This is a genomic window from Streptosporangium sp. NPDC000095, from assembly GCF_042899335.1.
Taxonomy (GTDB): Bacteria; Actinomycetota; Actinomycetes; order Streptosporangiales; family Streptosporangiaceae; genus Streptosporangium.
Genome location: NZ_JBIAZS010000003.1, coordinates 284,735 through 308,412 on the forward strand (window position 1 = coordinate 284,735; position 23,678 = coordinate 308,412).

Consider the following 23,678-nt stretch of genomic DNA (forward strand, 5'->3'; position numbering starts at 1 on the left):
TATCGACGGCCGTCCGCCGGTGACAGTCATCGGCCTGGGGGCGATGGGAAAGGCGCTCGCCGGAGCCTTTCTGGACAACGGCCATCCCACGACCGTCTGGAACCGTACGGCCGGAAAAGGCGGGGAGCTCGTGGAGCGGGGCGCGACCGAGGCGGCCACCGCCGCCGAGGCGATCGCCGCGAGCCCGCTCGTCGTGGTCTGCGTGCTGGACGACGCCGCCGTACGCGCCACCCTCGGCGCACCGGCCGCGCCCGGCGCGTCCGACAGCGCGGACATCCCACACGCCCCAGGCCCGTCCGGCCTCGCGAACACCCCCGGAACCACCGGCGGCCCCGGCACTTCCACCGGCCCCGGCACCGCGTCCGAAGCCCTGGCGGGCCGGACCCTGGTGAACCTCACCAACGGCACCCCCCGCCAGGCGCGCGAACTGGCCCGCTGGGCCTCCGCCCAAGGCACCGACTACCTCGACGGCGGCATCATGGCGGTGCCCCCGATGATCGGGCGTCCGGGATCGCTCGTCCTCTGCAGCGGATCGCCCCGGGCCTTCGCCGCCCACGAGGAGACCCTGTCGGCGACGGGCACCGTCAGCTACCTGGGCGAGGACGCCGGCCGGGCGGCCCTCTACGACATCGCCCTGCTCAGCGCGATGTACGGGATGTTCGGCGGCTTCCTCCAGGCCGTCGCCCTGGCCGGCTCGGAGAAGGTCCCGGCGACGGAGTTCACGCCGATGGTGGTCTCCTGGCTCAACGCCATGATCGCCGGCCTGCCCGAGATGGCGAAGGCGTACGACACGAACGACCACTCCGCCACCGCCTCGAACCTGGAGATGCAGGCGACGGGGTTCGTCAACCTGCTGGAGACCGGCAGGGACCAGGGCGTCGGCACCGAACTGCTGGAGCCCATGGGGGCGCTGCTCAACCGGGGGGTCGCCGCAGGCAGGGGCGGCGACGACCTCTCGGCCCTGATCGACCTGCTCCGCACGGACCCCGCGAGGAGGGGCCCGGACGCCGGATCGAACGACCTCGGATCGGAGTAGAAGATGACCCACGACCATCCCGTACCGGTGACGGTCCTCGGTCTGGGACCGATGGGCCAGGCGCTGGCCGGAGCCTTCCTGGACAACGGCCACCCCACGACCGTCTGGAACCGCACGGCCGCGAAAGCCGAGGCCCTCGTCGCCCGGGGCGCGACCCACGCCGACACGGTCGCCGACGCGGTCGCGGCGAGCCCGCTCACGATCGCCTGTGTGATCGACTACGACGCCGTACGGGCGATCGTCGAACCGGCCGCCGACGCGCTGAAGGGCCGCACCCTGGTCAACCTCACCGCCGACACCCCGGAGCACGCGCGCCGGATGGCCACGTGGACCGCCGAGCGCGGCGTCGACTATCTCGACGGCGCCATCATGACCCCGACGCAGACCATCGGCGGACCGGCGGCCGTCGTCCTGTACAGCGGACCTGAGGAGATCCACCGCGCCCATCGGCGGACGCTGGCAGGCCTGGGCGGAACCTCCGCGTACCTGGGCGCGGATCCCGGAAGGGCGGCGGCGCACGACCTCGCCCTGCTCGACCTCTTCTGGACGTCCATGAGCGGTCTCGTCCACGCCTTCGCACTGGCGTCCGCGGAGAACATCGCCGCCAGGGACCTCGCCCCGCTCGCCAAGGGGATCGGCGCCCTGCTGCCCGACATCATCGACGAGTTCGCCGAGCAGGTCGACAACGGTGAGCACCCGGGCGACGAGTCCACCATCGTGTCGGCCGCGGCCACCATGGAACACGTCGTCCACGCGGCCCGCGCCCGGGGCATCGACACCGGCGTGATGAGTGCCGCCCACGCCGTCGCCCGACAGGCGATCGACGCGGGTCGGGGCGGCGAGAGCTTCTCACTCCTGGCGGAGGTGCTCAAAAAGCCCGTACCGGCACCCTGATCGGCACTGTGACGGCCCCCTGACCGGCGACGCCTGCCGCTATGCCTGCGACAGGCAGCGGGGAAACCATGAAGAACGCGGGAGCGGCCGAGGGAACCACGACGAGCGCGAGATCGTTGGGCGTAGTGATCGACTCACAGCCTTCGACCGACGCGAGTCGGCGACCGCCTCCCAGGAGCGTGCAGCATGGAAGTGACGGGCATCATCTCCGCTCTCATCATCGGTGTCGTGATCGGAGCGCTTGGCAGGCTGGTGGTCCCGGGACGTCAGTCCATCCCGATCTGGCTCACCATCGTGATCGGCATCATCTCCGCGTTCATCGGCACCGCGATCGCGACGGTGCTGGGAGTGGCGGACACCCGTGGGATCGACTGGATCGAGCTGGTCATCCAGATCGCGGTCGCCGCCGGTGGCGTGGTGCTCGCGGTGAAGGCGTACGACAAGCGCCAGATCCGCTGATCTCTCACTGAACGATCCGGACCGGCCTGTCGTTGAAGGCCGGTCCACGGTGCTCAGGACGCCTGAACATCTGAGCGCCTGGGCCCTTGAGCACCCGAGCATCTGAGCGCTTGGGCACTCGACCCGAGCCCTTGAGTACCCGAGCCCTTGAGTACCTGAGCCCTTGAGCGCCCGAGCGCTTGGGCATCTGGGCGCCGAGAGGCACCGAGAGGAACCGCGGCGGGTCCGTCCTCGCCCGACCCGCTCACCGCCACGATCGTCGGCGCTTGAGCCGAGGGGAGCCGCGCCGGGCCCGTCCCGCTGCGCTGGCGAGACGGGCCCGGCGGTGTGGCCTCTCCGGTGGGACCTCGGTGAGATCGACGGGTCGATCTCACCGAGGTCCCACTACTCGTCCTCGCCCTCGTCGTCCTCGAAGATCTCGTCGACGATCTCGGCCGCGACGAAGCCGCCGACCACACCGGCCGCCCCGGCCGCGGCGACGCCACCCCAGCCAGGCCCGCTGCCGTGGCCACCGTGATGGCCTCCATGGTGACCGCCGTAGTGGCCGCCGCCCTGGTGGGCGTACGGGTCGTGGTGACCACCGTAGGGTCCGCCGCCGTGACCGCCGTAGGGGTCGTGGCCGCCGGCGTGGAAGCCGCCGTGCCCGTTCTGGGCGAGAGCGGCGAGCCAGCCGTTGATCTCGGCGGCCCAGTCACGGTGCGGGGCCTCGTCGTGGCTGGTCTGCCAGCGACCGAAGGCGTCCCCACCGGAGCTGTAGCCGCCGGAGCGCTTGTCGGCCTCCACGATGACGTCCAGGCCCACGGGACTGGCGACGAAGGTGAGCTCGACCTCGTTGATCTGCCCGGCGTACGCGGGCGGCGGGTAGAACTCGATCTCCTGGTAGAACGGCAGCTGCTGGCTGACACCGTAGAGGTGACCGTGCTCGATGTCGGCGCTCTTGAAGTGGAAGCCGAGCCGCACGAACGCGTCGAGCACGGCCTGCTGGGAGACGAGCGGTGCGATCTCGACCGGGTCCATGTCGCCCTTGTCGACGGCCGCGGCGATCGCGAGCTCGGTGCGCACCCCCATGACCATGCCGTGCAGGCGCTGGCCCATCACCTCGGTGACGGGAGCCTCCCACGGCACCGGCAGCTGGAACGGCACCACCCTGTCCTCGCCGCTGCGCAGCCGGAACGGCCCGCTGACCTGCGTACGGAAGAACTCCACCAGGCCCGTCTGCTCACCCTCGCCGTGCTCAGACTCCATCCTGGTGACCAGGCCGAGGGCGATGTACTCGATGTCGGCGTCGAAGTCGCCGCCCTTGACACGCACCTCGCCGCTCAGCAGCTCGCCGGGCCGCACCCTCGGCGCGGCCAGCACGGTGTCAACCGAGGGAGCTCCGACCCCGAAAGCCCCCAGCATCCGTTTGAAGATCACGGTTTCCTCTCTCTGTCTGGTGTGACGGTCGAGATGGAAACGATCACTCCGTGGCCCGGGTTCCCGATGTCCCATGCCGAATCGGCAGGTAAGAAAAACGTGTCTCACCTGGCGCGGAGGTCACAGGTGCACGATTCCTGCCGAGGTGCGGGTGTCATGTCCGTTGTGTCCACCGTGTCCGCCGCGTCCGCAGTGTTGGTTGTGCCGGGGGCCCGCATCGCCTCGACCGTGGCGTTCAGCCGGGAGAGTTCCTTCAGCACGGTGTTGAGCTTGTCCTCGGTCCGCTGCTCCTCGGCGGAGGTGTTGTAGTCGTCCATCGCGTTGACCACCACGGCGACGAAGAGGTTGAGCACCACGAAGGTCGTCATCAGGATGTAGATGACGAAGAAAGTCCAGGCCCAAGGGATTTCGTCCATCACCTGATCGGCGATGTCGGGCCAGGCCTCGCCCGTCATGACCTGGAACAGGCTGAACAGCGAGGTGGGCAGTTCGTCGAAGTAGTCGGGGGCCACCTCGCCGAACAACTGGGTGGCGAGGACGGCGAAGACGTACATCACCAGGGCGAGCAGCCCGACGATGGAGGCCATGCCGGGGGTGGCGGCGAGCAGGGCGTTGACGACCTTGCGCATGCTGGGAACGGCCGCGACCAGCCGCAGCGCGCGCAGGATGCGCAACGCCCGCAGGACCGAGGCCGGGCCGGAGGCGGGCACCAGCGCGATGGCCACAATGACGGTGTCGAACCAGTTCCAGGGATCCTTGAAGAACGCGCCACGGTAGGCGTACAGGCGGGCGACGAGTTCGACGACGAAGATCGCGACCACGATCCGGTCGGCGACGTGCAGCAGGCCCCCGATCCGCTCGATGAGGAAGGGGGAGGTCTCGGCGCCGATCGTGATGGCGTTGAAGACGATGACGGCGATGACGAAACGTTCGACGAGGGGGTTTTCGAGGGAGGAACGTACCCGTTCTCGGTCTGGCAAGTGGTCAGCTCCTGCTGGGGGCGAGACTGCGACAACGATGATCGTAAACACGTGCGAGCAGGGATCGGCGAGACGATCGAGGTATGACCTCCCTCACAACCGGACATTCGGGGCTGTCGGCCGCGCCCCCTCACGGCTCCGGCGGGGTGAAGCTCACGTGCGGCGGGAGCGGCCCGTTCCCGCCGCGAGATTCCCATCGCAAGAGATATGCAAATCCCCCGCAAGTCCGGATCAATAGCATCGCCGCCATGATGAAGAGAACGATCACGCTCGCCGCCGTCGCCGGAGCCGCCCTGCTGGTGGCCCAGCTCCCCGCGTCCGCGAGTTCCTCCACCGCGGAGCTCCGGCTGCGCGGCGGTCTGACGCTGAGGATCCCCGACTCCTGGTGGGTGTCCGGGACCGCGGACCAGCTCCGGGTGGTGACCGGTGCCTGTGCGCGGCCCAAGGGCGGCTACTTCCAGCCAAAATGTAAAAGCTTCTGGGTGATGGGGCCGAAGGCCCTCAAGTCTGGGGGAGAGGGCTTCCGGCGATACGACCCGACTCAGGGTCCGTACTACCCGGCCTCCGACGTGGCGCCCTGCGCGACCAACCCCAAGTACGGTCAGGTCATCGGTAAGGCGATCGCGGTCGGCTACCGCAACATCGGGGTGGCGCACAAGGCGCACTACCGGGTCTGGCCGGGCCGGTGCGTGACCTACAGCGGCGGCGAGCAGAAGTCGACGTTCAAGCAGCGCGAGTGGTATCTGCCCCAGTCGAAGATCCTCATCATCGACCAGTGGGCCACCCCTGGCCTCGCCACCATCCTGAAAAACGCCACCTGGGACAACTGACCACCTACTCGAACCGCCCCCTCCGGTTCCAGTGAGCCATCTCCTGGAGCCGGACGGCAGCCCATCCGAGTGTGACCTCACCGTTGATCAGCCGAGTGCCGACATCCCGACCAGTGGTTCGCCGGCAGTCGTTGAAGGGGGCTGTGGTCAGGATTGCGATGGATTGAACGAGACGCGGTCCGAGGTCGTCCCATCGAAGGTGGCGGTTTCTTGAGGTCAGGACCGCTTTCCTGCTCCCCAGTAGAACGGCCCAGAGGTCGAGTGAATCTTGATGCGCCATCCGATCTGCTCAAGTTGCCGTTCGAGGTCCGACGGGCGGTGCGGGACTTTGACGATCCGGTAAGCGGTCCCGTCCATGAGCCGGCGTTGTATGGTCGCGGATTGCTCGCCCTCGATGAGTTCGTCGGCGGTGCGGTAGCCGTCGTCGACGAAGAACACCCGCCCCTCCGGCTTTAGGCAGTCGGCCACCAGCGACCAGAAGGACGCGAAACGTTCTGGCGGAACGTGCGACAGCCAGAACCCGAAGAAGACGACGTCGTAACGACGGTCCGGCTGCCAGCGAAACAGGTCGGCCGACACGAAGCGCACCCGCTCGTCCTCGCCCACCCGCGTCGAGGCGAGAGCGAGCATTTCCGGAGACGCGTCCACGGCCGTGACATCGGTGGCGTGCTGGAGCAGTTGGGCGGTCCATCTGCCTGGGCCGCAGGCGAGTTCGAGCACGCTGCCGGTCGGCCGGAACGCATCAAGCGCCGCCGACAGCTCAGAGGCTCCGGGAAAGGGGAGAGCATGACGCTCGTATTCTGTGGCAATCGCCCGGTAGTAGATGATCTGCTCGTCGAGTAGCTCCTGCTGGTTTCCGCCATCAGCCGATTCCATGGTTCGACTATCACAAAATCATTCGGCGGGTTGCAACACCGACAAGATCGACGACTGATCTTCTCGGTGCTGTCCGGGAGGGCTTGGAGAGCGGCCTCCCGAATCAGATGAGAGAGGCTGCCGATCGTGCCGCCCGTCCGATCATGCAGGTAGGAGCCTCATAACCCACACCGAGCTCGGGGCTGCCAAGACCGCCCACGTGATCCCATGCTGTGACTACTCTGTATCCGGACAGGCTCGACAGAAGACGCAGGCGAGCGGATGGCGGATTCAGGAGGCGAAACAACGCTTCAGAAAGGTCGTGCGGTGAGCGAAGGTCCTCAAAGGGGTACTCGGCACGGAGAGCAGGTGGTCGACGTCATCGACATCACCGAATGCCGCCACCTCGAAGGGGACGCTCCGGACTTCAGGCGATTTCTTCTCGCGGCCCCCGACTGGGACGACGACGTGGACTTCCCGCGAAATCAGGACTTTCCCCAGGCAGTCGATTTCCGCTGAACTCTGGCCATTCGGAAAACAACGACTTATCCGGCACGTGGGTGTCCGTCGTCAACCCGTTCGACGTGCTGACCTGACCTCCGCCGCCCTGGGCACTACCCCGTGACCTGGTACCAGACCGACCTGCCCGTGCCGTCGTGGTGGGATCCCCACTCGGTGGCGAGCAGGTCGACGAGCCACAACCCTCGCCCGCCGTCGTCGTCGGCCTCCGGTACGCGTACGGCGGGCGCGCTCGTGGCGGAGCCTTCGTCGGTGACCTCCACGTGGACCAGCGTGGTGGTACGAGCCAGGTAGACGGTGAGGCGGCCCTCCGTGGTGCGTCCGGAGTCGGAGTGGGCGACCGCGTTCGTGGCCAGCTCGCTCAGCAGGAGCAGCACGTCGTCGAGCACCGGGGCCGCGACGCGTCCGGTCAGCAGGTCCCGCGCCCAGGCCCGCACCTCCGGTACGGATGCCACCCTGCCGGGAAAGACCTGCCGCCACGCGCTGTACGGCCCACCCGCCCACGGCATCGCGTCGTGACGTCCCGTTTCCCGGCATGACATCGTTGAGGTCCCCTCACCGCGATGCCCGGAACGGTCGCTCTCTTCCCCCGACGCCTCCGGCTCGGACCTCATGCGGTCACCGCCGACATGATCATGTCGGCCGCGTTGTCGGCTTCCGCCCAGACCCATTCGCCGCGCTGCCACAGCCGCGCCCACCAGGGCCGCCAGACGAACGCCCAGCCGCAGTGGCGCCGGACGACGGTGACCCTGACCAGTGCCGTGCCCGTCCGGATCTCCAGAATCGGCTGCCCGGCCACCGGAAGGACCAGCGAGGTGCACACTCCGAGGCCGTGCAGATCCCAGCTGAGCCGGGTCAGATGAATGAATCGCGCACGCCGCTCGATCGCCGTGACGCTTCTGTCCTCCGGATGCGTACGGTGAACACGACCGAGGCGCGAAAGGTCGCCGTTCTGATCATTCATAACTCGTTCTCGTCCCTGATTTAAAAGTATGAGGATGCTTTCTTTTTCGTCCTGTCGGATCGAGAGGACGTGTGATTAGATTGCCCGCGTGGCAGGTGGATTCATGGCTGGATTGACACCCCGGTGGATGCTCTGGAATGTCTGGCGAGGGTTTCCGCATACCAGGGCCTGGAATCGCCGCTATAACTAAAAATCCGTTTTTCTCTATTTCAGGAGGAATGCGATGAGCGACGAGATCCCCCCGGACCCGGGCTCCCCCCGCGCGCGCTTCGGCGCCGAGATGCGCCGCCTGCGCGAGGCCGCCCAGCTCTCCCAGGCCGCCGTGGGCAGACGTCTCGGCTGCACCCAGACTCAAGTGAGCCGCCTGGAGAGCGCCGCCCGCACCCCGTCCAAGTCCGACGCCGAACGCCTGGACATCCTCTTCGGCTCAGACGGCAGCACGTACTTCGTGGACATGCGCCAACATATCGTCGCCCGTCACGGTGGCCCGGTCTGGTTCATGAGCTGGACCAAGGAGATCGAGCCGTTCGCCCTCGTCATGCGCTCGTGGGATCCGCTGCTCATCCCCGGTCTCCTGCAGACCGAGTCCTACGCACACCAGGTGCTTAGCCAAGAACCACGGATGACCCCTCAGCAAGTGGACGAGCGTGTCCAAGCGCGCATGCAGCGTCGACAGCTTCTCGATGAGGATGACTCTCCTATGTTCCTGTCTCTCATCGATATGGGAGTGCTACGCCGTCCGGTGGGGTCCGCAGAGGTAATGCGCGAACAGCTTGGTTATCTGTTGGAGGTCACTCAGCGCCCCAACATCTCCATCCAGCTCGTCGATCAGCGCTGTCTGATGGGCTTGCTGGGCGCTTTCATGATCGCAGAGCTCCCAAATGGTCAGCCTGACACTATCCATATCGATTCTCCCGCAGATGGGCAAATTTCGGCTGATCCTAAAGTTGTATCCTCGATATGGAGTCGCTATGAAGCGATACGACGATGGGCTTATCCTGACCACATGTCCCTCAAAATGATCGAGGAAGTGAGACAGGAATGGATCTGAGCACGGCCGTTTGGCGGAAGTCGTCCCGTTCTGGATCGAATGGTGGCCAGTGTGTCGAGGTAGCCGTCAACCTGCCCGGTGCCGTGGCGGTCCGCGACAGCAAGGACCCGCACGGCCCCAACCTGCTCTTCACCTCCGGCGAGTGGCGAGCTTTCGTCGGCGGCATCAAGTCAGGGGAGTTCGACCGCCTGGTCTGATCGCTCCGGAGGCATGGGAATCGCTCGCAGGAAGGAGACAGCAATGGATCTGAGTGCTGCGGTATGGCGGAAGTCGTCGCTCTCCGGCGACAACGGTGCTCAGTGTGTCGAGGTCGCCGCCAACCTGCCTGGCGCGGTCGCGGTCCGTGACAGCAAGGACCCGCACGGCCCCCACCTGCTCTTCGCCTCCACCGGGTGGCGGTCCTTCGTTCGTGGCGTCAAGGCGGGAGACTTCGACCCTCTGAGCTGATTGCCGGGATTGAACCGTTTTCGGTTATCCCTTAATGGCGAATAGGATTTCGTCCTTTTTGCTATCGCAACCCCCGATCGGTCAACCGGTCGGGGGTTTTGTGCGTCCAGTAACGGTCTCGGGACGAGCCGGGATAAGAAGTCCGAGGAAACGTGTTGCGCAAAGAGTGATTTCAGATATTCTGCAAGGCTTTGTTGAGGTCGGGCGTCTGCGAGGATGAATGAGCGGTGGGATCGAGGGACTGGCCGGAGGGTCTCCCAACTTCGGGTTTCTGCTCGCGCATGAGCCGCTGCTCGTGGTGTACGGAACGGGCGCCGAGACGTCCGTCTTCACCGACCCCAACGGTGCCCTGGTCAAGTGCCGTCAGTTCATCGAGGTTCTGACCACGGTCATGATGCGCAGGACCGGCATCCCGGTGTCCCATGACAACCGGCTGGAGACCAGGATCAAGGTCCTCTCCGAGAACGGCGTCATCCTCAGGAGCGGCGCGGACGCCTTTCACGACATCCGCAGGATCGGAAACAGGGCCGTTCATGAGCACTACGCCGACTCCCGATCCGCCCTCGACGCGCTGAACAAGTGTTTCCAGCTCGGCCTGCTGCTGCACCGCGCCATCACCGGCGACCGCCGGGTCATCACCTTCGTACCGCCTCAGCCGCCGGTCGACGTCACCGGCCAGCTCCGCGAGGACCTCGAACGCTACAAGCGGGAGCTCGTCGAGGCGCGGCTCGTTCTGGACGGTAAGCGTTCGCACGCCCAGGCGGCCCTGGAGGCGAGGGCGAGGGCGGAGGACGAGCTCGCCCGCATCAAGGCCGAACGCGACCGGCTGGCCACGCGACTCGAAGCGCTGCGGGGCACCGAGGCGGAGCTCAGGTCGGCGTTCGAAGAGCGGGAGCAGCAGAAGGTCTCCCTCCGCAGGCGCAGGCTCTTCATCGAGCAGGCCCGCGCGCCGAAGCCGCTCAACGAGGTGCAGGCCCGCCGGGAGATCGATCGGATGCTCCGCGAGGCCGGGTGGATCGTCCAGGATCGCGACCAGCTCAACCCGCTGGCCGGCACCGGGGTCGCCGTACGGGAGTTCACCTTCACCAAGGGCAGCTCCGACTACGCCCTCTACGTCGACGGCATGCTCGTCGGCGTGATCGAGGCGAAGCGGGAGGGCACCTCGCTCACCGGGGTGGAGTGGCAGAGCGCCGGGTACGCCACCGCGCTTCCCCAGGAGTACGCGATGGCGACCTGGCGCCGGAACATCCCACTGCCGTTCCGCTACGAGAGCACGGGCGTGGAGACCCGTTTCACCAACGGCCTCGACCCCGACCCTCGGTCCCGGGGGGTCTTCTCCTTCCACCGCCCGGAGACCATCGCCGCCTGGATGACCGAGGCCGACGAGCGGCCGGAGGCACAGACCTTCCGTGCGCGGATCCGGCAGCTGCCCGCGCTGGTCGAGGCCGGACTCCGCCCCGCCCAGATCGACGCGGTCAACGGGGTCGAGACCTCGCTGAGCCTGGATCTTCCCCGTGCCCTCGTCCAGATGGCCACCGGTGCCGGGAAGACGTTCGCCGCCGTCACCCAGACGTACCGGCTGCTCAAGCACGCGGGCGCACGGCGGGTGCTCTTCCTGGTCGACCGGAACAACCTCGGCGACCAGGCGGTGGGGGAGTTCCGCAACTACACCACGCCCGACGACGGTAGGAAGCTCTCGGAGCTGTACAACATCCAGCGGCTCGCCGGTGGGGTGGTGCTGGGCTCGACGGAGGTCGTGATCACGACCATCCAGCGGCTCGACCTCGCGCTGCGCGGTGAGCAGCTTCCGTCCGATGACGACGACCCGCAGATCGACGGCTATGTGCCCGATCGGCCGGTGGACGCGCGCTACAACCAGGAGCTCCCACCGGAGACCTTCGACCTGATCATCGTGGACGAGTGCCACCGGTCGATCTACGGCAAGTGGCGGGCGGTGCTCGACTACTTCGACGCGCCGATCGTCGGCCTCACCGCCACGCCCACCGCGCAGACACTCGGCTTCTTCGACCAGAACCTGACTTCGGAGTACACCTACGAGCAGGCCGTCGCCGACGGGGTCAACGTCGACTACGACATCTACCGGATCCGCACGAAGATCAGCGAGAGCGGCAGCAGCATCCCGGCCCTCGACGAGGAAGGCACCCGCACCGTCGTCCCGTTCCGGGACCGTCGCACCCGGATGCAGCGCTACGAGGAGCTTCAGGACGACCTCACCTACTCCGGTCAGCAGATCGGCCGCTCGGTGGTGGCCAAGGACCAGATCCGGCTGGTGCTCAAGACCTTCCGCGACAAGGTCCTCCCCGAGCAGTACGCCGACCGCACCTCCGTTCCCAAGACGCTCATCTTCGCCAAGAGCGACGAGCACGCCGACGACATCGTGCAGATCGTCCGGGAGGTCTTCGGCAAGGGCAACGACTTCGCCGCGAAGATCACCTACAAGTCGAGAGAGCTGGGCAACGACCCGAAGAAGCTGCTCCAGCTCTTCCGTACCAGCCCCGAGCTGCGGATCGCGGTGACCGTCGACATGATCGCGACCGGGACCGACGTACGGCCCCTGGAGATCGTGTTCTTCATGCGCGGCGTGCAGAGTGCCGTCTACTTCGAGCAGATGAAGGGCCGTGGCGCCCGTACCGTCGACGAGACCGAGTTTCGGCAGGTCAACCCCGACCGTACGGCCCGGCACAAGGACCGCTTCCTGCTGATCGACGCGGTCGGTGTCACCGACAGCCCGCTCTGCGACGCGCGACCGCTCGACCGGAGCCCGGGGGTCAGCCTGGAGAAGCTGCTCGCCAAGGCGGCCAACCTCTCGATCGACGAGAACGAGACCGCCGCCCTCGCGTCCCGGCTCGCCAGGCTCGACATGGAGATGGGGGACGACGAGCGCGGCGAGATCGCACGCGTGGCCCAGGGCACCACACTGCGCGACATTGTCCGTGGGCTCGTCGAGGCCGTCGACACCGACGAGCTGATCAAGGCCAGGGACGAGGGCGGCGACAGGGCGATCCAGCGACGCCTTCGTGAGGCGGTCGCCCCGCTCGTCGCCAACCCCGAGCTACGTCGGCGCATCCTCGACATCCGTCGTCAGCACGACACGCTCATCGACGAGATCTCGGTCGACGTACTGATCTCGGCCGAGGGTGCGGACCGTGCGGAGGAGGCGGTCAAGTCCTTCCGCCAGTTCCTGGCCGAGAACCAGGACGAGGTGATCGTCCAGCAGCTCCGCCACGGCAGCGGGACCCGGCTGTCGTACCCGCAGCTCCAGGACCTGGCCGACCGGGTGAAGCGACTGCCGAACGTCTACAACGTCGACTTCCTCTGGAAGTCGTACGAGAAGTTGGGCCATGCGCCGTCCCTCGGCGAGGGGGAGGCCGCGGTCACCGACCTGGTCTCCCTGCTCCGCCGCGAACTCGGTGTAGACACGGAGATCCGGCCCTTCCGGTCGATCATCGAAGAGCGTTACACCGCCTGGCGGGCGGACCAGGAGCGCGCCGGGGTGACCTTCACCCCGGAACAGCGCTGGTATCTCGACGGCATCGTGAGCGTGATCGCCACCAGCATCGAGATCACCGCCGAAGACCTGCACGGCATGCCTTTCGACCAGCGCGGCGGCCCCTACGGCTTCGCCGCCGCCTTCGGCAGCCGCGCAGAAACCATCCTCGAAGAACTCAATAGGGAGTTGACCGCGTGACCGACCTTCCCCCCGGCTGGGAATGGACAACGCTGGAAGATTTGCTCGCTGCCGAACCTCGAGCGATCACTGATGGTCCTTTCGGGTCCAAGCTTGCATCCAAGCACTACACGGCACATGGGGCTCGTGTCATTCGCCTCCAAAATATCGGCGATGGTGTATTTCGTGATGAACGTGCTTACATCAGTAGCGAATATTTTGAAGAACTACGCGCTCATGAGGTTCAGGCAGGAGATCTGCTACTAGCGTCTCTGGGTGAAGTCCTACCTCGGGTCTGTATTGTGCCCGACATAGGGCCTGCCATTGTCAAGGCGGATTGTATTCGGGCTCGCATACATCCGGATGTCGACACTCGTTGGGTCCTCTATGCGCTCATGTCGCCTGAGAGTCGAAGCCATGCCGCTTCGTTGATAAAAGGCGTGGGGCGTCCAAGGCTAGGGCTTGGTGCAATTAAGAAGCTGCCGATCCCTTTGCCGCCGCCAGCTGAGCAGCGGAGGATTGCCGCAGCTTTCGAAAGTGATGTCTCTCATCTTGATGCTGGTGATAAAGCCATTGATCAGTCAATGGAACGAGCTAAGGCTCTATGGCAATCAGTTTTGAATGGTGTTGTGGGTGGCAGAATAGCTGGCCGTGATGCTGGCTTCAATGTCAGGGCGGTTGGCGATGTTGCTAGCGTTCAAGGTGGGATCCAAAAGCAGCAGAAACGTCGACCCGTGAAGAATAAATTTCCTTTTCTGCGTGTAGCGAATGTTTCAAGAGGAGGGCTAGATCTAAACGATGTTCACGAGGTTGAACTTTTTTACGGAGAGATAGAGCGCTTTAAGCTCGATTTCGGAGATCTTCTGGTGGTCGAGGGTAATGGAAGTCCTGACCAGGTTGGGCGTGCAGCAATGTGGCATGGCGAGATTCCGGATTGTGTTCATCAGAATCATTTGATCAGAGTGCGGCCGCATTCTGATCTGAATCCAAGATATCTGGAGCTTGTATGGAATGCTCCAGCGACAAAAACCCAGCTTCGTAAGGTTGCCAGCTCGACGAGCGGGCTACACACGTTGAGCACAGCTAAAATAAAAGCGATACAGATACCTGTTCCACCTTTGGACGTTCAGCACAGCCTTCTTGCCGAGGCACAGCGTTGGCGCTCCCATCTTGATGTCGTTGAGCGGGAGATGGGCGACGCGAGGCAACGAAGCAACGCGCTACGGAGGTCTCTTCTGAAAGAAGCTTTTGTGGGACGGCTCCTGCCGCAGGATCCAGCAGACGAGCCCGCCTCCGAGCTGCTCGCACGGATCAAAGCCGAACAAGCTCAACATTCCAAAACCACCCGCGCACGCCGCGCAAAGCCGAAAACCTCACTCGCCGCAACCCGTACCGAATGGCCGGACGCTGGCCGTACCCCCACCACCTACGAGCAGGGAGAACTGCTGTGACGACGACCATGCCCGACGGCGACCAGGCCGAGCGGCAGGCCGAGGCGCGGCGGCAGGCGGAGGCGCGGCGGCTAGCGGACAAGATGTGGAGCTACTGCGACGTGCTCCGCGACTCGGGTGTGTCGGCGATCGACTACATCGAACAGCTCACCTACCTGCTCTTCCTCAAGATGGCCGACGAGCGGGCCAAGCTGCCCGCGAGTCTCGGCGGTGGTCAGATCCTGCCCGAGGGGATCAGCTGGGAGATCCTCAAGAATCTGAGCGGCGGGAAGCTGGAGGAGGCGTACCGGGACGCGCTCACCGAGATGGGCAAGCAGGAGGACACCCTTGGGTTGATCTTCCGTAAGGCTCAGAACAAGGTGCAGGAGCCCGCGCTGCTCAGGAAGCTAATCGTTGACCTCATGGACAACGAGACCTGGGGGCAGCATGGCACCGACGTCAAGGGTGACGCCTACGAGCAGCTGCTCGCCCGGAGCGCGACGGACGTCAAGTCCGGCGCCGGGCAGTACTTCACCCCGCGTTCCTTGATCACGGCGATCGTCGACTGCGCGCAACCGACCCCCGGTGACACGATCATCGACCCGGCCTGCGGCACCGGCGGCTTCCTGCTTGCCGCCAACGACTACATCCGCAGGCACCACAAGGACCTGACCCCCGGTCAGCGGCACCGTCTCACCCATGGCGAGGCGTTCCGGGGGATCGAACTGGTCGACGGCACCGCCCGGCTGGCCGCGATGAACATGCTGCTGCACGGCATGTGCCAGGCGGACGGGCCGTCGCCCATCGAGACACGTGACGCGCTCGCCATGCCACCGTCCCTCCGTGCCTCCCTGGTGCTGGCCAACCCGCCGTTCGGCAAGAAGTCCTCGATCACCGTGATGGGCATGGACGGCAAGGCGACCCGGGACGACATCTCGTACGACCGGCAGGACTTCTGGGAGACCACCACCAACAAGCAGCTGAACTTCGTCCAGCACATCGCCCGGCTGATGGAGATCCACGGCCGTGCCGCCGTGGTCCTCCCCGACAACGTGCTCTTCGAGGGCGGCGCTGGGGAGGGGATCCGCCGCAGGCTGCTCAAGGAGTATGACGTCCACACCCTGCTCCGGCTGCCCACCGGCATCTTCTACGCCGGAGGGGTCAAGGCGAACGTGCTCTTCTTCGACCGGAAGCCGGCCAGCGAGGAGCCCTGGACGAAGAACCTGTGGGTGTACGACTTCCGTACCGCACAGCACTTCACCCTCAAGCAGAACCCGCTCCGCCGCGAGCACCTTCAGGACTTCGTCGACTCCTACCTGCCGGGTAAGTCACCCGACGAGCGGGTGGAGACGGAACGCTTCCGGAAGTTCGGCTATGACGAGCTGGTCGCCCGCGACAAGTGCAACCTGGACATCTTCTGGCTCAAGGACCCGAGCCTGGAGGACGCCGACGCGCTCCAGCCTCCCGAGATCATCGCTCAGGAGATCGTCGACGACCTGGAGGCCGCCCTCAGCGAGTTCGCCGCCATCGCCGAAGCGCTCCAGGCCCGCGCCGCCCTCCGAGACTCGAAGAGTCCATTGGACGAATGACAGATTCGCCACCCGCGCCGCCCGGCTGCGACCTCGCTGCGGATCTCCGTCCGTGCTTGCGACGACCGGAAGGGACTGCCCACACTGACGTGGTGAGCGCGTTGGACACGGCACCTCGCGCGGTGAGCGGCGTTAACCTCGCCAGGTGGCCGATCTCCAGCGCCTCATCGGCGAATCCGGTACAGCACATGCCGGCGTAGCGGCCCCTCGGGCACGTTCGGGTGGTCGAAGTCGGCGTCGGGGTCGCGGGTCATGCCGATCCGGCGCATCACCGCGTGGGACCGCAGGTTGGTGGTGGTCGCCATTGCGGCGATCTCCGGCAGTTCGAGGGTCTCGAAACCGAAGGTCAGGCAGGCCAGGGCGGCCTCGGTGGCGTAGCCGTGGCCCCATGCCGAGCGCGCCAGCCGCCAGCCGATCTCCACGCCGGTGAACGGCATGCCCTCGACCGGATTCAGGCCGGTGAAGCCGATGAACTCACCGGTCGCCACGACCTCCACCGCCCACCACCCGTAGCCCCGCCTGCTGATTTCTTCCTGGATGCGGGTGAGGAAGGCGGCACTCTGCTCATGTGTCAGCAGGTCCGGGAAGTGTTCCCTGACCTCGGGGTCGGCGTTCATCGCGGCCCAGGGGGCCAGGTCGGAGTCTCGCCACTGGCGGAGCAGGAGACGGTCGGTGCGCGGTTCGAGCATGCGGCCACGCTAACGTGATCAAACTTGGGGAGTCGATCGGTTTCGCCGAACGGCGATCCCGGTCCGTGGCGGGGGACTGTCGGCCCACGACGGAGACCTCCCGGTCAGGTGCCGGATGTTCAGCGGGGCGAACCCGATCGAACCGTCGGCGGTCTCGTACGAGACGGGGCCAACCGGCGGCGCCGCGTCGTCTTTTCCCGATAGCGTCCAGCCTTCAGACAGGCGCCGACCCGTAGATGGGACCTACCGTGAAGAAGCTGATCGTCCGGCTCTGGAGGCTCGTCAACGGTTCGCTCCAGTGGCGCATCCTCTGGCTCCGGCACGCCAAGTTCACGGTCGGGGTGACCGGGATCGTCCGTGACGCGGACGGCAACGTGCTTCTGCTGAAGCATCGTTTCTGGCCGATGGGCAGGCAGTGGGGGTTGCCCACCGGGTGTGCGAACAGGTCGGAGACCTTCGAGGACACGGTCCGCCGCGAGGTGCGCGAGGAGACCGGCCTGAAGGTCGACGTCGGAGAGCTCGTGCAGCTCAAGAGCGGCTACAGGCTCCGCCTGGAGGTGGCGTACGAGGCCGAGCTCGTCGGTGGAACGCTCAAGCTCGACGACTTCGAGATCCTGGAGGCGAGATGGTTCGCGCCACACGATCTGCCGAAAGAAATGCAGGAGGCACATCGCCTCCTCATTCACCGCAAATAGGTCTGGTTCCCGATCTGGGTTGTGTCCTGCCTGGTGTCGAGCGAGCATCTCGAAGGCGATTCGGCTGCACGCAGTCTTCTGATCGATGGGTCTCCCGGCGCACTCGCGCCGGGAGACGCTCAGGCGGCCGGTTCCTCGACGATGGAGTCGACCCGGTCGGGATAGAAGGCGACATGGTCCTTGATCTCGGCGACGGCCGGATGCGGCGACTCGTAGAACCACACCGCGTCCACCGCCTGCTTCCCGTCCACCGTGACGGTGTAGTAACTCGCGTCGCCCTTGAAAGGACAGTAGGTGGCGGTGTCGGTCCGCTCCAGCAGCGAGCGGTCGACGTCGGTGATCGGGATGTACTGCACCGGCGGGTACGCCGCCTCCCGCAGTGTCAACGCGCTCCGCGAGTCGGCGACCACCCGGCCGGCCACCGAGACGACGATCCGGGCCGGGTTCGGCGTGATCGTGATCGGGTGACTGGGGCTGGGCTCCAGGATGGGCTTGTCGGTCATGACGAGAACCCCTTTCTGTCATATCCAGTCTGCCGGACCCCGGACCCTGAACCGCGTCGCCGTCCCCCTCCCCGGTGGAGGGGAGATCTGTCGCCTCCCGCTCAGGCGGGGCCGACGCCGGAGATCTGGTAGCGAGACACCTCGGCGTCGCGGATCATCGTCTCCTGGCCGTCGCTCGGCCCGGAACCCCGGAAGGCGTCGAGGGTCTCCTCCGACTCCCATCGCTCGTAGACGTTGATCCGGCCGGTGTCGACGAGGTCGGCGCCGAGTGTGAAGTCGAGGCAGCCGGACGCGGCGCGGGCCTGCTCGATCACGCTCACGCATCCCTTGAGGTAGTCGTCACGGGCATCGGGGTCGACACGGATCCAGCCGGAGATAATGATCACGCTGGCAGGGTACGGCCCGCCACCGACATTTAGCCTCGCTCATGGACACGCGTGCCCCCTTTTCGCGTTGTCCTGGCCCACCGCGCCCCCTCCTCGTCGGCCGCGTATATAAAGGTGTCCGTCCTCCGCGCCGGTCGCGCATTCCAGACGTCGATCCTTCCGCGCCGGTCGCGCATCTCGGGCGTCGACCTTTCCGTACGGTTCGCGCATATCAGGTGTCCGCCGGGCACGTAGGATTCGACGGCTGGGCAGGCGACGACGAGGACGACGAGGACGACGAGGACGACGAGGACGACGAGGACGACGAGGACATGGTGTGAGCTTTGATCTCGGAGTCTGGTTCGCGGCCGGACCGATCACCGCGCGGGAGGCCCTTCTTCGATATCTCGCCTGGGACGAGAGCGGAGCCGCGCCCGGTGAGCCGCGCCCGGAGGTGGCGGCCTTCTACGAGGAGTTGACGGCGCTCTTCCCCGACCTGACCGTCGAGAACTACGGCGCCTCACCGTGGTCCGAGCCGCTCACCGTGGGGGAGGACTTCGTGCTGATGAACGCGGTCTTCCCACGGGCGGGGGAGGTGTGCCGCGTGGTCCTGGAGATGACGCGGCGCCATCCCCTGGTGCTCTTCGAGCCCTAGCTCTCCGGCTTCGCGGGCCTGTCCATTACCCCCGAGACTCACGGCGCCCTCGCGGACGTGACGTGCGGCCCCGAACGGCCTCGTTGAGCATTCGTCGGGCGTGGAGGGGTGGCACCCGCTCGGCTTCGTTCCTCTCTGTACCGATAATTTTTGCCTGGACCAGGGCAGAACTGTCCCTCGGGGTGGTTGACAGGCCAAAATTGATCCGTGGTCAGGATCGGATCGGTAGAGATGAGCGATTGCGAGCGTGAGAGACTCCCGCCAGTTCTGGGCCAGTTGTTCGCCGATGGGGGAGAAGGAGCCCACGAAGGCGAGGGGGACGGGGGAGGCGGGGGCAGGAGGCTCTCGGTGGAGTTGCCGCCGGGGGACGTGGTGTGGCCCGACCCCGGTTACGCTCAGCTCGCGGTCCGTCGCCGTCCGGCGTTCTGGCTGAGTGAGGTGACGGTCTCCGGTGAGTACTGGGCCCGGTTGAGGGCTCAGCACGAGCAGTCGGGCCTGTGGCCGGTCCTGCTGGAGGACTCCGTCCAGCCCTGGTCGGCGGGTCAGATCGCCCCCGACACCGCCGCTCAGATCGACAACTACAACGCCGCCGCGTTCATGGCCGAGGTGTGGTCCGACTGGATCGAGAGGGCGACCCTGGACCAGCTCGAACTCCTCGATCCCTACGGTCCCGAGTGTCCGGGCCCGGCGCCGGCGGGAAGGCTCGCCGCCGATCCCGGTGTGGTCGCCGACTGGTACGCCGGGCTGGTGGCCGAGCGCAGGACCCCGCTCGGGCTCGTCGCGGTGGAGCGCGGGGCCGACGCCCTGGCCGTGATGGGCTGGCAGGGCGCCCTGAACCACAACGAGTGGATGGTCCCGCTCGCGGCCGTCGTACGGAGCTGGGAGGAGAGGTTCGGGGTGCGGGTGGTCGGAATGGGGTTCAACACCCTCGACCTCAGCGTCGCCGCGCCGCCGACGACCTCCGAGCACGCCCTGCACGTCGCGGCGGAACACTGGACGTTCTGCCCCGACAGCATCATCCAGGGAGCGGGGACCCTCGTCGACTACGCCGAGCAGATCAAGGGCAGGAACGCCTGGTCGTTCTGGTGGGACTGACCGGACGGGGATGACCCGCGGGGTGGGGGAGATCCCGTGCGGGTCTCGGTGAGGGGCCCGCGATGGGCTGTCGACCCCCCGGTGAGGAGGCCCTGTGTGGGTCTCGGGGGAGGAGCTTCGTCCCGCGGGCGGGGGTGCCGGCCGCCGGTGGGAAGGCCCTCGTACGGGTCCGGGGCGGGGGTTCTCGCGGCGGATGCCGGGTTGGGGAAGGCGTTCTCGCTGGTAGGGCGGGTGCCGACCTGGCGGGGCGATCGATGGGGCTTCCTTGAAGCTTGTAGGTAGATCTTCTGGGTTTTTCATGGTGTTTGCTTTGCTTTGTCCGGTTTGGTGGGTAGTGTCCACTGTTATCGGTTGGCGACCTGCCCTTCACAAGAGGAGGCGGCCGGCCGACGTCGAATCCCGAGGGCCCGCAGGGCTCCGGAGCCGGGGAACCAATTTTCCGGGGTGAATCCGCCGCGAACGCGCGGCGGTAGGGCAACTCCACCGCCCGAACCCGTCAGCTAACCCGGTAGACGAGATGGAGAGGAGATCCCCTCATGGATCACCGCGTCACCACGTCGGTGGACCCCCTGTCGGCACCGACCACCTGAACTTCAACGCCGCCCCCCGTCCCCTCGACCTCGCCGCCGCGCCTGATCGTGGCACCTTCAGGACCGTGCTCCGCGTAGCGATCGGCTGATCCGGCTACGCCACCTTTTCCGATGAGCGCGTCCCCGCCAGTGCACCCCTTCGGTGTTCGCACCTGGCCGCCCCGTTCCCTCGCGAAAGAGCCATTTCTCCATGCACCCCTCCTTTGGTATGCACAAGAACGACCTGAACACGCCCTGTCCGGGCGAGCGATCCCCGTACAGGAACACCTCCCTCGGGCGCGGCCTCGCCGCGGCCCTCACCGCCGCGAGCCTCCTCGTCTCCGGCGGTGTCGCCCTCGCGCTCCCCGCCTCCGCGGCCCCCGCCTCCGCGGCCCCCGCCTCCACCCGCCTCGCGAACGACCCGGCGGCGGGCGCGCCCGCCGGTACCGAGGCCGTTCTCCTCCAGGGCGCGACCACGGCCTCCTACTTCTGGGACGACTCCTCGGGCCGGGCCGGTGACACCGGACTTCCCGCCAGCGGCAAGCCGATGCAGAAGGGCATGATCGCCAGCCCGAGCTGGCCCCTGTTCACCGAGGGATACATCCTCTACAAGGGCAAGAAGGCGAAGTTCTTCGTCGGCGACCGCGGCCCGGGTAACCCCTCCAACCAGGGCATCATGATCGACATCGACGCCAAGACCTTCGCCGACCTGACCGGCGGCACGTTCAACGCCGGCACGCTCGGCGTGGACGGCAACGGTGGCATGGGCCACATCGACATCCAGTACGTCGTCACCAAGTGGGGCGGCGGCACGGGGATCAAGAACCACCCGGTCGCGTTCTCCACCGGCGCGTGGAACCGCAGGGACACCAACCCGGCCCAGCCGCCGACGACCGTCTTCGCGATGGCGAGGAAGCTGGGCATCGGCCTGCAGACCCAGCTGGTGAGCGCGGAGGCGCGACCCTGGCTCGGCAAGCCCAAGGTGATGGTCGAGCATGTCTCCGAGTACGTCCCCGGCGGCGTGGCCGCAGAGGAGAACTGACCCCGACGGCGCGGCCACCGGGCAGAGACGGTCCTCGTCACCGGCTCCGACGGTGTGGCGGCCAAAAAGAGCCGTCACCGTCCCCGGCGGCGCGGCCATCGGGAAGAACCATCCTCGAAACGCCGAGGGTTCCGGTGCGGTCCGCGCCTGCCGGGGCGCGGACCGCGAACCAAAGGGTCAGACTTCGAGCTTCTCCTCGATGCCGCGCAGGCTGTGCCGGGCGAGTGCGAGGTTGGCCCGGTTCCGGTCGAGGGCCAGGTAGAGGAACAGCCCTTTACCGCTCCGGCCCGAGATCGGGCGGATCACGTGATACTGCGTGCCGAGCGTGATGAGGATGTCCTCGATGCCGTCCTTGAGGCCGAGCGACTCCATGGTCCGCATCTTCGCCCTGACGACCTCGGTGTTACCCGCGGCCGCGACCTGGAGGTCGAGGTCCTTGGACCCGCCGAGCGCGCCGAGCGCCATCCCGCTGTTGTAGTCGACGACGACCGCGCCGATGGCACCGTCGATCGCCATCATCTCCTTGAGCGAGATGTCCATGTTGCCCATTACTGTCTCCGATCACTGGGATATCGATGTGCGTGAGCTGACGGCGGCGAGTCGGTCCGCCGTTCTGCGGCCCTCCAGCCTGAGCAGCCCGAGATTGGTCCCCGGGCGTGCCAGGACTGTGAGAACGATCTTGGGTCCGGCGGCGTAGAACGCCGCGTAGCCGTTGGTTCCGGAGATGAGCGTCTCCTCGAAGGCGCCCTTGCCGGCGATGCCCGTCATCCGGCGGCTCAGGGCGAGCACCGCGGAGGAGAGCGCGCCCGTCTGCTCGACGTCGTTTCTCAGGTCGCTGGCTATCGTCAGGCCGTCGACACTGCACGCGATGCTCCCGTCCACGTCGGGTACGCGTTCTCGCAGCATCGCCATCTCACGGCGTATCTCCTCGCGCAGTTCCACCGGCATCCTCCTTCCGATCAACTTCAGCGTCCGTAGCCTTATCGGCATGTGACCGGGCTCAAGTCATTGCCTCCAATGCGTTCCTGAGCCGGATGAGCAGGTTGACGTCGGCCGGGTCCCCGTTCGCCCTGGGGATCCACTCCGACGTCTCCACGGAGCCCGTCCCGGCCGCCGGGATCTCCGTGGCGCCCTTCGTCCGCCTGGGCAGCGGGTCCGGGGCGGCGGGGGCCTCGGCCGGACCGGGCTCCGGGACGCGGAGCAGCCCGGAGGAGGCGAGCTGTCGTACGGCGAGCAGCACCGAGTACGCGGGACGGCCCAGTTTGCGCGCCAGCTCGGCCGGGGTCGCGACGGAGTCGGCGCCGACGAGCACCTCCCACTGGAGTGCGCTCAGCACCACCCGGTGGGCGCCGATACGCTCCACCGGGACGACCGGGAGCGTGTCCAGCTCCGCGGACGGCCAGATCTGTTCCAACTGCGCCTTCCTCCGCTCGCACTCCCGGAGCAGGCCGGTCGCGTCGAAGTACCACTGCGGTCCGAGCCAGTGCAGCTCCCCCCGCCGGAACCTGGGCCGGTGCCCGGTGGCCCGCAGCAGGAAGTACGCGGCGTCGAGCACCGTGCTGAGCACGCAGAACTCCAGCTCACCCCTGGTGAGCAGGCCCTGGGCGATCAGCCGCTCGCCCCCCGTCGGCTGGGGCTCCCGCGACTTCCGCGACTCCTGCGGCCCGGGAGGGAGCGCGGGGTCCGGTCGCCGGCGGGTGGTGGCCTGCCTGATCTGCCGTACGGCATGGGCGGATATGCCGCGGCGGGCACCCAGCAGGTCCTCCAGCCGAGGGGCGGACGCGCTCTCGGCGTAGGTCACCCGGCCGTCGGTGAGGTAGATGACCCCCGCCTTGCCGAGTCGCAGGGATCCGGTGGCGTGGTCGCCGGCGAGTCCGCTGAGGATGTTCTCGACGCTGGGCACGGGC

At 66.8% G+C, this 23,678-nt stretch carries 26 protein-coding genes and 1 riboswitch; of the genes, 15 read left to right on the forward strand and 11 right to left on the reverse strand.

What is annotated here, in order from left to right; all coding sequences use genetic code 11:
* Nucleotides 1–19: 19 nt before the first annotated feature.
* The 3 genes from ACFY3V_RS09575 to ACFY3V_RS09585 all read left to right on the forward strand — a co-directional run bounded on the left by ACFY3V_RS09575 (nt 20) and on the right by ACFY3V_RS09585 (nt 2,389).
* Nucleotides 20–1,036: an NAD(P)-dependent oxidoreductase gene (locus tag ACFY3V_RS09575; RefSeq protein WP_389771771.1), complete on the forward strand. Its 1,017-nt coding sequence runs from the start codon at nt 20–22 to the stop codon at nt 1,034–1,036.
* A 3-nt stretch (nt 1,037–1,039) separates the two neighbouring features.
* Complete coding sequence (locus ACFY3V_RS09580) at nt 1,040–1,930, forward strand: NAD(P)-binding domain-containing protein (RefSeq protein WP_362926151.1); 891 nt, start codon at nt 1,040–1,042, stop codon at nt 1,928–1,930.
* A gap of 186 nt (nt 1,931–2,116) precedes the next feature.
* Nucleotides 2,117–2,389 carry a GlsB/YeaQ/YmgE family stress response membrane protein gene (locus ACFY3V_RS09585; protein ID WP_350945207.1) on the forward strand — a complete coding sequence of 91 codons (273 nt, stop codon included), beginning with the start codon at nt 2,117–2,119 and terminating at the stop codon, nt 2,387–2,389.
* Between the two features lie 384 nt (nt 2,390–2,773).
* Here the strand turns inward: ACFY3V_RS09585 and ACFY3V_RS09590 are convergent, their stop codons facing one another.
* Entirely contained in the window at nt 2,774–3,805 is a 1,032-nt protein-coding gene (locus ACFY3V_RS09590; RefSeq protein WP_350945208.1) for a sporulation protein, read from the reverse strand.
* Between the two features lie 104 nt (nt 3,806–3,909).
* Complete coding sequence (locus ACFY3V_RS09595) at nt 3,910–4,785, reverse strand: ion transporter (protein WP_350945209.1); 876 nt, start codon at nt 4,783–4,785, stop codon at nt 3,910–3,912.
* Nucleotides 4,786–5,033: 248 nt separating this feature from the next.
* On the opposite strand from ACFY3V_RS09595, the gene ACFY3V_RS09600 reads away from it, so the two are divergent.
* Nucleotides 5,034–5,615 carry a hypothetical protein gene (locus ACFY3V_RS09600; protein ID WP_389771776.1) on the forward strand — a complete coding sequence of 194 codons (582 nt, stop codon included), beginning with the start codon at nt 5,034–5,036 and terminating at the stop codon, nt 5,613–5,615.
* A gap of 216 nt (nt 5,616–5,831) precedes the next feature.
* On the opposite strand, the gene ACFY3V_RS09605 is transcribed toward ACFY3V_RS09600, so the two are convergent.
* Nucleotides 5,832–6,491 carry a class I SAM-dependent methyltransferase gene (locus tag ACFY3V_RS09605; protein ID WP_350945213.1) on the reverse strand — a complete coding sequence of 220 codons (660 nt, stop codon included), beginning with the start codon at nt 6,489–6,491 and terminating at the stop codon, nt 5,832–5,834.
* A 348-nt stretch (nt 6,492–6,839) separates the two neighbouring features.
* On the opposite strand from ACFY3V_RS09605, the gene ACFY3V_RS09610 reads away from it, so the two are divergent.
* Nucleotides 6,840–6,989, forward strand: a complete 150-nt coding sequence (locus tag ACFY3V_RS09610) for a hypothetical protein (protein WP_350945214.1) — start codon at nt 6,840–6,842, stop codon at nt 6,987–6,989.
* 95 nt (nt 6,990–7,084) lie between these two features.
* On the opposite strand, the gene ACFY3V_RS09615 is transcribed toward ACFY3V_RS09610, so the two are convergent.
* Both ACFY3V_RS09615 and ACFY3V_RS09620 read right to left on the reverse strand, forming a co-directional pair.
* Complete coding sequence (locus ACFY3V_RS09615) at nt 7,085–7,531, reverse strand: ATP-binding protein (RefSeq protein WP_389771781.1); 447 nt, start codon at nt 7,529–7,531, stop codon at nt 7,085–7,087.
* A 68-nt stretch (nt 7,532–7,599) separates the two neighbouring features.
* On the reverse strand, nt 7,600–7,953 hold the full coding sequence (locus ACFY3V_RS09620) for a hypothetical protein (protein WP_389771785.1): 354 nt from the start codon (nt 7,951–7,953) through the stop codon (nt 7,600–7,602).
* Nucleotides 7,954–8,176: 223 nt separating this feature from the next.
* Between ACFY3V_RS09620 and ACFY3V_RS09625 the strand changes: the two genes are divergently transcribed.
* The 6 genes from ACFY3V_RS09625 to ACFY3V_RS09650 all read left to right on the forward strand — a co-directional run bounded on the left by ACFY3V_RS09625 (nt 8,177) and on the right by ACFY3V_RS09650 (nt 16,158).
* Nucleotides 8,177–9,004, forward strand: a complete 828-nt coding sequence (locus tag ACFY3V_RS09625) for a helix-turn-helix domain-containing protein (protein ID WP_389771788.1) — start codon at nt 8,177–8,179, stop codon at nt 9,002–9,004.
* The gene (locus ACFY3V_RS09630) at nt 8,995–9,201 is read left to right on the forward strand and encodes a DUF397 domain-containing protein (RefSeq protein ID WP_389771791.1); all 207 of its coding nucleotides are present in this window, start codon (nt 8,995–8,997) and stop codon (nt 9,199–9,201) included. Before ACFY3V_RS09625 ends, ACFY3V_RS09630 begins: the two co-directional genes overlap by 10 nt.
* Nucleotides 9,202–9,244: 43 nt before the next feature.
* Nucleotides 9,245–9,451 (forward strand): DUF397 domain-containing protein, encoded by a 207-nt coding sequence (locus ACFY3V_RS09635; protein ID WP_389771794.1) that lies wholly within the window; start codon nt 9,245–9,247, stop codon nt 9,449–9,451.
* 220 nt (nt 9,452–9,671) lie between these two features.
* Nucleotides 9,672–13,160 (forward strand): DEAD/DEAH box helicase family protein, encoded by a 3,489-nt coding sequence (locus ACFY3V_RS09640; protein WP_389771797.1) that lies wholly within the window; start codon nt 9,672–9,674, stop codon nt 13,158–13,160.
* On the forward strand, nt 13,157–14,590 hold the full coding sequence (locus tag ACFY3V_RS09645) for a restriction endonuclease subunit S (protein WP_389771800.1): 1,434 nt from the start codon (nt 13,157–13,159) through the stop codon (nt 14,588–14,590). Before ACFY3V_RS09640 ends, ACFY3V_RS09645 begins: the two co-directional genes overlap by 4 nt.
* Nucleotides 14,587–16,158 (forward strand): N-6 DNA methylase, encoded by a 1,572-nt coding sequence (locus ACFY3V_RS09650; protein WP_389771803.1) that lies wholly within the window; start codon nt 14,587–14,589, stop codon nt 16,156–16,158. Before ACFY3V_RS09645 ends, ACFY3V_RS09650 begins: the two co-directional genes overlap by 4 nt.
* A gap of 164 nt (nt 16,159–16,322) precedes the next feature.
* Here ACFY3V_RS09650 and ACFY3V_RS09655 read toward each other — a convergent pair whose 3' ends face one another.
* On the reverse strand, nt 16,323–16,847 hold the full coding sequence (locus ACFY3V_RS09655) for a GNAT family N-acetyltransferase (RefSeq protein ID WP_389771805.1): 525 nt from the start codon (nt 16,845–16,847) through the stop codon (nt 16,323–16,325).
* A gap of 248 nt (nt 16,848–17,095) precedes the next feature.
* Here ACFY3V_RS09655 and ACFY3V_RS09660 point away from each other — a divergent pair, with 248 nt between their 5' ends.
* The gene (locus tag ACFY3V_RS09660; protein ID WP_389771808.1) at nt 17,096–17,542 is read left to right on the forward strand and encodes an NUDIX domain-containing protein; all 447 of its coding nucleotides are present in this window, start codon (nt 17,096–17,098) and stop codon (nt 17,540–17,542) included.
* A gap of 119 nt (nt 17,543–17,661) precedes the next feature.
* Here the strand turns inward: ACFY3V_RS09660 and ACFY3V_RS09665 are convergent, their stop codons facing one another.
* Both ACFY3V_RS09665 and ACFY3V_RS09670 read right to left on the reverse strand, forming a co-directional pair.
* A complete protein-coding gene (locus tag ACFY3V_RS09665; RefSeq protein WP_350945223.1) occupies nt 17,662–18,045 on the reverse strand; it encodes a DUF427 domain-containing protein in 384 nt (127 codons plus the stop codon).
* A gap of 101 nt (nt 18,046–18,146) precedes the next feature.
* Entirely contained in the window at nt 18,147–18,431 is a 285-nt protein-coding gene (locus ACFY3V_RS09670) for an antibiotic biosynthesis monooxygenase family protein (protein WP_350945224.1), read from the reverse strand.
* A 316-nt stretch (nt 18,432–18,747) separates the two neighbouring features.
* Between ACFY3V_RS09670 and ACFY3V_RS09675 the strand changes: the two genes are divergently transcribed.
* The 3 genes from ACFY3V_RS09675 to ACFY3V_RS09685 all read left to right on the forward strand — a co-directional run bounded on the left by ACFY3V_RS09675 (nt 18,748) and on the right by ACFY3V_RS09685 (nt 21,771).
* Nucleotides 18,748–19,065 (forward strand): hypothetical protein, encoded by a 318-nt coding sequence (locus ACFY3V_RS09675; protein ID WP_350945225.1) that lies wholly within the window; start codon nt 18,748–18,750, stop codon nt 19,063–19,065.
* A gap of 348 nt (nt 19,066–19,413) precedes the next feature.
* Nucleotides 19,414–20,160: a DUF4253 domain-containing protein gene (locus ACFY3V_RS09680; protein WP_350945226.1), complete on the forward strand. Its 747-nt coding sequence runs from the start codon at nt 19,414–19,416 to the stop codon at nt 20,158–20,160.
* Nucleotides 20,161–20,540: 380 nt separating this feature from the next.
* Nucleotides 20,541–20,690, forward strand: a riboswitch (cyclic di-AMP (ydaO/yuaA leader).
* Nucleotides 20,691–20,940: 250 nt separating this feature from the next.
* Nucleotides 20,941–21,771: a hypothetical protein gene (locus ACFY3V_RS09685; protein WP_362926166.1), complete on the forward strand. Its 831-nt coding sequence runs from the start codon at nt 20,941–20,943 to the stop codon at nt 21,769–21,771.
* Nucleotides 21,772–21,948: 177 nt separating this feature from the next.
* Here ACFY3V_RS09685 and ACFY3V_RS09690 read toward each other — a convergent pair whose 3' ends face one another.
* From ACFY3V_RS09690 to ACFY3V_RS09700, 3 genes are read right to left on the reverse strand one after another with little or no spacing between them, the layout of a single operon-like run.
* Nucleotides 21,949–22,320 carry a hypothetical protein gene (locus ACFY3V_RS09690; RefSeq protein WP_350945228.1) on the reverse strand — a complete coding sequence of 124 codons (372 nt, stop codon included), beginning with the start codon at nt 22,318–22,320 and terminating at the stop codon, nt 21,949–21,951.
* 12 nt (nt 22,321–22,332) lie between these two features.
* On the reverse strand, nt 22,333–22,713 hold the full coding sequence (locus ACFY3V_RS09695; protein WP_350945229.1) for a roadblock/LC7 domain-containing protein: 381 nt from the start codon (nt 22,711–22,713) through the stop codon (nt 22,333–22,335).
* A gap of 58 nt (nt 22,714–22,771) precedes the next feature.
* Complete coding sequence (locus ACFY3V_RS09700) at nt 22,772–23,674, reverse strand: hypothetical protein (protein ID WP_389771817.1); 903 nt, start codon at nt 23,672–23,674, stop codon at nt 22,772–22,774.
* Nucleotides 23,675–23,678 lie beyond the last annotated feature (4 nt).